This window comes from Lysinibacillus sp. BPa_S21, from assembly GCF_023337795.1.
GTDB lineage: Bacteria > Bacillota > Bacilli > Bacillales_A > Planococcaceae > Lysinibacillus.
Genome location: NZ_JALIRS010000014.1, coordinates 89,301 through 97,479, shown reverse-complemented (window position 1 = coordinate 97,479; position 8,179 = coordinate 89,301). Strand labels below are relative to the sequence as shown.

The window sequence follows — 8,179 nt, the reverse complement described above, 5'->3', positions numbered from 1 at the left end:
AGCAACGGGTCCAACAGGTCCAACGGGTCCAACGGGTCCAACAGGAGCAACAGGCCCAACGGGTCCAACAGGTCCAACGGGTCCAACAGGAGCCACAGGTCCAACGGGTCCAACAGGGGCCACAGGAGCAACGGGAGCAACGGGTGCCACAGGTCCAACGGGTCCAACAGGAGCAACGGGTCCAACAGGTCCAACAGGAGCCACAGGTACATTAACGACCGTTCATGGCGTATTTAGTAATAACACTGATTTTGGACCGTTCACCGCATCCGGTGTTACTACTTTCGGCACAATTATACCTGTATTTATTGAAAGTCCGACTCCAATCAATACACCTGGTGCGTTTACCCTCAATGCTAACGGCACCATTACCATAAATGTAGCCGGTATCTATCTGGCATCGGCATTTGTTATAACAGCTATTAATAATACGGGAACATTCGCTATTCAAGTGAACTTTGGCGGTTCTGCCGTACCATTTATTAATTCATTCGCAGGAGCACATATCTCACCCGTAAACGGAACATCCGAATCCAGTATTACCACTATTCTTAATCTCAATGTGGGAGATAATGTTTCAATTGGACTAATCGACGGTAATCCTACATCTGTGACACTATCCACTGCACCTAATAATGCTGGTATAGGTGGAAATGCAGTAGTATTAACGTTAGTAAAGATCGGATAATCAGTTCCTTGAGTCTCTCCATTCTCATAGATGGAGAGACTTCTCTTTATATTTTGGTATCTATGTTATAACCTTGAAAGTCGCAAATCCTCCATTTCGGCAAAAAACGATTATTCACCATTACCCTTATCACACCGTTTACAAAGAGATAGGGTATGTCTTATGATTCCATAACTAATTTTCATGCCCTGTGGTACATATTCCTTATTTTTCTTTATATTAGTTGCTTGTACAAACATATTTTTTCGTCTCAAACCTTTGTTAAGTTTGGTTCGTAATCATTGATTCATTTAAGCATAAGATACTTATATACATATATTGGCGCAATCATGTATACATTAGCATATATATCGTAGTGTAGTTCTTACGAGGGGGGAACATTATGATATGGAGAAGATGCTTTCCCTACATGATTGTGAACAGTGAAGAGCCGTTTATCGGGAAATGCTTTGACAGTGTGAAACACATCTTGGATAAAATTATGATTGTCGATAACAGGGTCGATAATTTGAATATTTATATGCAAGTCCTAAGGCCAAAGGTATTTGAGATTCCTTGGAAAGAGAATTTTGCTAATGAAGGGAACTATAGTTTACGTCAAGCAACAGGGGATTGGATATTATGGATGGATGTAGATGAGGAGTTGGATCAAGGAGCATTCGGTGCTCGTTCGTGACATATTGACGGAAGAAGCGATATTGGGCTTTTACCATAAATGAATTATGTCGGTGATGGATTGTCTAACTTAGAGGATGACTATTTTGTTGTACAGCATCGCTTGTTACGCTTTCACATAGGATTTGTCTATAAAGGAGCCATTCGTGAAGCCTAAATGTACAGGAAATCGTAGGCGGCCAGGCACGTTTAATCCCCGATGGTTATGGAGAAATCAGTTAGACTTACTATTAAATGTGAAATATTAGATAGAAGGTTAGCTCTAATATAGCTGTGTCCGTAATAGCTTAAAAGGCGGCTTTTTATGCCGCCTTCGATGAGCTAATATATATTTTATGAATACATTAGGGAATAATATTTAATTCTCTGAGAATATTCTCTAGTTTAAATTGAAGGAGCATTTCATTCTTAACGACATTTTGCAATGTACTATTGATACTTGAATTTATTAGCAATAAATCAGAAATCGTAGGAGTAAAAGGTGGCGTTACTCCGGGCAATGTTCCCAAAGCAAATTGTAATTTTTCACCTTCTGCATTAATAATATGTGCTAAGCCAAGTTCCTCAAGTGCGATTGAGCTAAGCAATAGATTAATGGCAGTATCTCTCGAAATGGTAATTGATGGAGTTATGTTGGGTATATTTGGAACACTCAAAAGATTACCTCCTAAATAATTTTTTTATTTCGTTTACCTATGCATACTGGCAGTCTTGATTTGCTACAGTCCAGCGTTAATCCTAGTGAGGCTAATCATGAAATAGACTCTTGATATAATATGCAAAATTAATGAAAGTTGCTTGGGCTTGTAAGTACCAGTGAAAGGGGAATTTTCTTAAGGTTGTCAATTGATGATCGTATTTTGTCAGCAAATCAGAGCATCGGGATTATGGCGTTTTTGGCTCTGCTATTAAAATTAGAGTGTAGAAACATAAATACCAAAAGTACAGCTTTATCGTCAGATCGGATAATGGTTGCCCCAATTAAACTCCCTAAAAAAATGTTTCTTTTTCTCCGAAGAATGAATTGGCTTTCTGATGAATCAAGAAGACTTTTGGAGTTTTTCGAGTGCTTCTTTGGCAAGGGTATGAGAATGTGATTGCTGAATACATGCTTTTAGAGCATAAACTGCTTTTTCCATTTGACCTAATTTCATATAACAGTGTCCAATATAGTACCATGCTTGAAAGCTTCCTAATCCTTTTAAAGTAATATGCTGAAGATTTTTTTCGCCTAACATAAGACAATGTTGAAATACTTCAATGGCTTCTTCGTATTTTTCCATTCCCACAAAGATTAACCCCTTATAAAAATGAAGATCAACATAATCAGGATATAAAGCAATGGCATTATCAATAGCGGGCCATGCACCCTCAAAACTATTTGCTAATATTAGAATTTCATATTTTAATCTATATATTGGGGAAGGGGGGATTTGTTGCTGGAGAAGAAAATTATGAATAGCTTCGTTAAGATGATGAAATGCTTTGTTATACATTGATACACGAAAATATTCAGTAGCTAAATGATAATCGAGCCACGGATTGGAACTCATATCCTCTTGCATTTTTTCTAATAACCGGATATTTCGATTATGCTTGTTTTTCTCGGCGTTGATCTCATCCAAGTAACCATAATGATAGACTTTTACTGATAAGGTTTTAAGATGATCAACCTCGCCTACAACCTCATCAACATTTAACTGTTCATGAACGCGATTTTTAAATTGAAACCCCATTCCATTACGAAATAAGCGATGATGATTAATCAAATAAGCGTTGTCAGGATGTATTGGATACGAACCATAGTAATTAACTAATTGAATACCGACAATGGAATCTTCGGTTTCGGTAAGTACATCGCGCAATTTTGCTGCATCCTTTTTCTCGACTTCTTCGTCTGCATCTAGCCAAAAAATCCAATCTCCTTTCGCATATTCAAGACCCAAATTTCTTGCAGCTGCAAAATCATCATTCCATTCAAAGTCTAAAACTGTCGCGCCTATGGATTTACAGATTTCTTTGGTGGCGTCAGTAGATCCAGTATCGACAATAATGATTTCATCAACAACATCCTTCACACTGTTAAGACAGTTGCCGATAAATCTTTCTTCGTTGCAGACAATCATACAAAGGGATAATTGTTTATGATCACTCATTTATCTTTTCCTCTCTTTCCGTGGTTTAGTGCATATAGGGGGGATGATACAAATTTGAAACCCTCTATGTTTCTAACTTTTATAATATATGTAGAAAAAGAGTGATTGCTTTGATTTTCATTTCATTTTTAAATGCATATGCGTCACTATTAAAAGTGTGTACCAAACTACATAAGGACTTGGCTTTAACTCGCCCAATTATTTTGTCCAATAGCACTTTTAATGCTGAAAGGAGGTTTCCTTCCTTAGAAAAGCAACTCAGAGCCGTTACCACATTCTTTGTTAATTTATTTTGGTAATTAACACCAAGTTCGTACAACATTGTTACAATAAAACGTAATAAATATAGTCTATTAAAGAATAATGCTTGGACAATAAGAGTATACTGCTTTATAAAATTATTTTTTCAATAATTGCATTAGAGAAAATGGAGAGAATTGAGGTGATTATTCTTGTCAATGCCCAATATTCCTGATATCACTCCAAATATTAATCTATGTAAAAAGGACGTTACGAATTTATTACTTTCATCCATCGCTATGGAAGAAATAGGATTGGCTGAGATTATTAAAGCACAGGGGAGACAGCTAGATAAAATAACTAAAGAAACCTGTGATGTCAATACTTTGTTGGATGCAAATAATAATGTAAATCAATTATTAAGAACAATAGTAAAAAAAGAATTGATTTTATTAATGAAATTAGAAAGTGTTGTTGATTTCACGGAGAAACATAAAGTAGAATATCATTGTGAGTGTGGATGTGAGTGTGAATGTGGATGCGAAGATGATAAGTGAACAACAAGGCACCTCCGGTATGATGAAAAGCACCCTGTCAAATAGACAGGGAAAATAATAAAAGTGTTGTAAGCGACTTAAGCTCCACTGTATTCTAGGGGGCTTACTTTTTTTTATGCGTTTTTTAAAATATTCCATTTAAATAAAAAGGTGCTTTAATACATTAAGCAAAACCGAAACGATCAAAACTTTAAAAAAAATTAATGAATTAAGCAAACGAAATACTTCATTTTGATTGATCTTTTTTTCAAAATGGAGTATTTTTATTTTTTTAATCCAGCTTTAAAATGGATTCTTCATATTTATCGAAAAATATAGGTTAATGAGGTGTTTTTAAACAAAAAGCAACACCAAGCGGCGTGATAAATCGGCACGAATCTAACGCAAAAAAAGCCTCTGGTCCGATTTTGAATCACAGCAAAAAAGAGCTTCGATTAAAAATCAATCCAAAGACCTCTATTAATTGTCACCAAAAAGTTAGTCATCTATATTTTTCCTTAATTTATTGTGATTTAGCCAAATTTTATTGGTATCATTCTTATATTTCTTTTTCCTCTTCCTCCTATTCTTCCTATTAGATGGTAAATTTTTATCTTTTGAGCGAGCAATGCTCTCATTTGCATTGATCATATTAATTAAATTAATTGATTTAGGATCCAATTCAATTAAAAAAGAACTATAGGTATGTTGCATTCCTAATAAAAGAAAAATGAGATATGGACATTTTAAATCCTTGTGTACTTGATAGTGTTCTATTTTTTGCTTTAGAAGTTGTAGTAATTTATAGCCGATCACCAGCTGTTTAATTAGATTTTTCGTAATAGAAATGTCTATAACATCATTAAATTTGCCCATTATTTCTTTGTAAATATAATATTTTTGTATATCCGTTATTTGTTGAGCATGAATTTTTTGAAACCATAAAGCTAAATTTTTTACAATCAAATCATGTTGTACTTCATCTTCAATGGTAGTTTCGAGTATTTTTTTTGCTGTCCTATAAAGATAATGCCTTGAAATTTCCTTTTCGATACAAAATGAAATATCTATTTTTTTTGAAATGGCGTCATTTAATTGGCTCATTGGCATTCCCCTTTTTCATGTTGGAGTGAATTTTTGGATTTCCATTGCTCTAATTCTTTTAAATTTTCTCTTCTGTAAATATGAAAAGCAGGGTAAGTAGTCTCAACATACAAAGAAAAGCCGAGGACAGCTGCTCTTATGCAAAAATGACGATCCTCACCAGCATAAGAAATATTATCGATTTTGTTGAAGTTCACATCGGCATGAATGGCTTTCTTACCTATAAGTGTGCATGCACCTAGTCCCCCGACTTTATATATCCCTGGAGCTCTCATTTTTAAAATAAACTCTAAGGTTTTAAGTTGCATCTCATTTTCAGAAAGAGGACGATCTACTTCCTTAGTGAATAGCTGATATTCGTCTTGCAACCAAACTTGTGGCATTTCAATCGAGTCAGGGGTCCATTTGGTCCAGAATATATTTGATATAATATCCTTGTTTGCATTAATCAAAGTAGTTAGAGTTTTAGGATGCAAAATTAAATCTGAATCGATTAAAAATACATAGTCAAAGTTGTTTTCTTTAGAATAATTAAGGATATGATTTTTCATATATGACACATGCTGTACATTATTAGACGTCCAATGATGTGTTATATCGTCCTTAATATATTCATATTGATTCGTTGTTTCAATAATCGTAACGTCTCGGTTATTAGAGAAATCTTTAAGTAACTTCTTGGATGCCTTATCATCATTGTCGTCAAAGAAAAAGTAATGCAGCTGAATGTCACTGTTCTTTTCTAGATCATTCAATGATTGGAGGAAGTGAGTCAAAATATCACTATCTTGTTTAATGGGGCTTCCAATCAGTATTTTAAGTTTCCTTTTTTGATGGATTTTAGTAGTTTCTTTTTCCATTACATTCTCCAGTTCATTTTCTGCAGATACATTGTCAACATTAAATAGTTGATTCGCCAATATGTTTTCCACTGGTAATTCATTTTTTTCTTGTTGTGGGTTAAAAAGTCGATCATTAAAAATAACACTCGGATGTTCTGGTGCATAATATTTTGCAATTTCATTATGCAGTTTCGCTCTTTTAATATTTCCGAGCCTATAATATAAAACACATAGTTGTAGATGAGGGTACCATGTCCAATACTGTGGTTCTAAAACGGAATATTCCCCATTTGGTTTACCCATTTGAATAGATGTTAAATACCAGTATAAGGAAGCATCGATATCTCCTTTTTCTTCTAAAATATCTCCCAAAAAGCAACAGAATTTTGGAATAGGTTTAGTAAATTCTAAAGTACGTAATAAGGCTTTTAGCTGTGAATTTTTATCATTAAGTTGGCCATAACATTTGGATAAATTGATGCAGGCATTAATATTATCTTCAACCCATCCTTGATTGGAATCTAAGAATGCTTGATATTGTTTAATAGCTTTTTCATATTTTTTATGGTCTAATAACTCATTCCCAAAATAAAAGATATCTCTAGGTGAAAAATATTCTCCCCGTTCATAGCAATCCATATAAATTTGTAAATTTCGATCCGTGTATACTTTTTCTTTTTTATGTTGGATTGCTACATCGCTGTGTACGATGTTTCCGTAAACGGCTAAGTATTCATGTACCTTACCTATCCATGTAAATTTTTGCTTTCGTTTAACTAATCTGTGTCTACTAATCTGATAGGTGGCATCGCCAGATTCATTAACAGATAATATATAGGGCATACTGACGGCATCTACCTCTTCAGATAGGATTTCTTTTAGTTTAAGTAATTTCAATTGTTCCGTTTCTTCAATTACATCATCTGCATCTAGCCACAGAATATAATCTTTCTTAGCTAAATTAAATGAATAGTTACGAGCTTTAGAAAAGTCATTACACCATTCAAAGTCATCTATGTGAGCATCGAATTTTTTGGCGATCTCCTTCGTATTATCTGTTGATCCAGTATCTACAATAATTATTTCATCTACAATGTCTTTTACGGATTGGAGACATCGTCCTAAAACATCTTCTTCATTTTTTACTATCATACACAAACTAATTGTAATCACTATTCCCACTCCATTTAATTAAATTAGGGTTACTATCTAAAATTGACTGATATTGCTCAAGACATCCGAAAATTCCTTTACTATCTAGTTTCATATATCTCTCATACTTTTCTTTTCTATCTTTCTCTGTTGACCAACCGAAATGCTGAATTTTCACGGTGCTATAAAAGTGATGATATTGAGCAATAGTTAAAGGGAACCTTCCGCAATGCTGTGCGGTTTCTTTCCAGACGTAATTATCCGATGGTTTGAAACGAACCAGAAAAGGTCTATATGTTTTATGAGCATACCAATATTGATCGTCACGATAGTGCGTGTTATTCCACATATCATATAGACGGAAATATACGGCATCATACATTTGTTGATTTGTAATGATTTCTAATTGTGTAAGAAATGAAGATTCGAGTAGTTCATCACTATCTAGATTTAAGATCCAACTAGGATTTGTTTTTATTGTCTCATTCCATTGTTGCTTTCTAAGTGTTATTTCGTTAACAAAGCGTGATTCTTTGTTTTCAACAATCTTCAATGGAATGTCAGAGAGTACTTCTTTACAAACAGTAATCGTATCATCAGTACTGGCATCATCTATAATGACAGCAGCGTCTATAAAAGGTTTATGGTGCAACAATGCTCTTCTTAGATAGCGTTCTCCTTCATTTTTCACTACCATTGATAAAGTAATACTCAATAGAAATGCCCCTTTTTTATCTTTTGTGTATTCATATTCATAATGCTTTAAAAGTATACTTTTAGAGGAGG

At 34.2% G+C, this 8,179-nt stretch carries 7 protein-coding genes and 1 pseudogene; 3 read left to right on the top strand and 5 right to left on the bottom strand.

What is annotated here, in order from left to right; all coding sequences use genetic code 11:
- Both MOK21_RS20730 and MOK21_RS20725 read left to right on the top strand, forming a co-directional pair.
- Positions 1-688: pseudogene (locus MOK21_RS20730) on the top strand (hypothetical protein); the annotation flags it as partial.
- Positions 689-1,070: 382 nt separating this feature from the next.
- Entirely contained in the window at positions 1,071-1,364 is a 294-nt protein-coding gene (locus tag MOK21_RS20725; protein ID WP_249075848.1) for a glycosyltransferase, read from the top strand.
- A gap of 343 nt (positions 1,365-1,707) precedes the next feature.
- Here the strand turns inward: MOK21_RS20725 and MOK21_RS20720 are convergent, their stop codons facing one another.
- A complete protein-coding gene (locus MOK21_RS20720; RefSeq protein WP_249075847.1) occupies positions 1,708-2,019 on the bottom strand; it encodes an alpha-helical endospore appendage domain-containing protein in 312 nt (103 codons plus the stop codon).
- A 384-nt stretch (positions 2,020-2,403) separates the two neighbouring features.
- Complete coding sequence (locus MOK21_RS20715) at positions 2,404-3,519, bottom strand: glycosyltransferase (protein ID WP_249075846.1); 1,116 nt, start codon at positions 3,517-3,519, stop codon at positions 2,404-2,406.
- Between the two features lie 458 nt (positions 3,520-3,977).
- Between MOK21_RS20715 and MOK21_RS20710 the strand changes: the two genes are divergently transcribed.
- Positions 3,978-4,316 carry an alpha-helical endospore appendage domain-containing protein gene (locus tag MOK21_RS20710; RefSeq protein WP_249075852.1) on the top strand — a complete coding sequence of 113 codons (339 nt, stop codon included), beginning with the start codon at positions 3,978-3,980 and terminating at the stop codon, positions 4,314-4,316.
- 477 nt (positions 4,317-4,793) lie between these two features.
- On the opposite strand, the gene MOK21_RS20705 is transcribed toward MOK21_RS20710, so the two are convergent.
- From MOK21_RS20705 to MOK21_RS20695, 3 genes are read right to left on the bottom strand one after another with little or no spacing between them, the layout of a single operon-like run.
- Positions 4,794-5,399 carry a hypothetical protein gene (locus MOK21_RS20705; RefSeq protein ID WP_249075845.1) on the bottom strand — a complete coding sequence of 202 codons (606 nt, stop codon included), beginning with the start codon at positions 5,397-5,399 and terminating at the stop codon, positions 4,794-4,796.
- Positions 5,396-7,414 carry a tetratricopeptide repeat-containing glycosyltransferase family 2 protein gene (locus MOK21_RS20700; RefSeq protein ID WP_249075844.1) on the bottom strand — a complete coding sequence of 673 codons (2,019 nt, stop codon included), beginning with the start codon at positions 7,412-7,414 and terminating at the stop codon, positions 5,396-5,398. Before MOK21_RS20700 ends, MOK21_RS20705 begins: the two co-directional genes overlap by 4 nt.
- Positions 7,401-8,108, bottom strand: coding sequence for a glycosyltransferase (locus tag MOK21_RS20695; protein ID WP_249075843.1), 708 nt, complete (start codon positions 8,106-8,108; stop codon positions 7,401-7,403). The genes MOK21_RS20700 and MOK21_RS20695 overlap by 14 nt, the downstream gene beginning before the upstream one ends.
- Positions 8,109-8,179 lie beyond the last annotated feature (71 nt).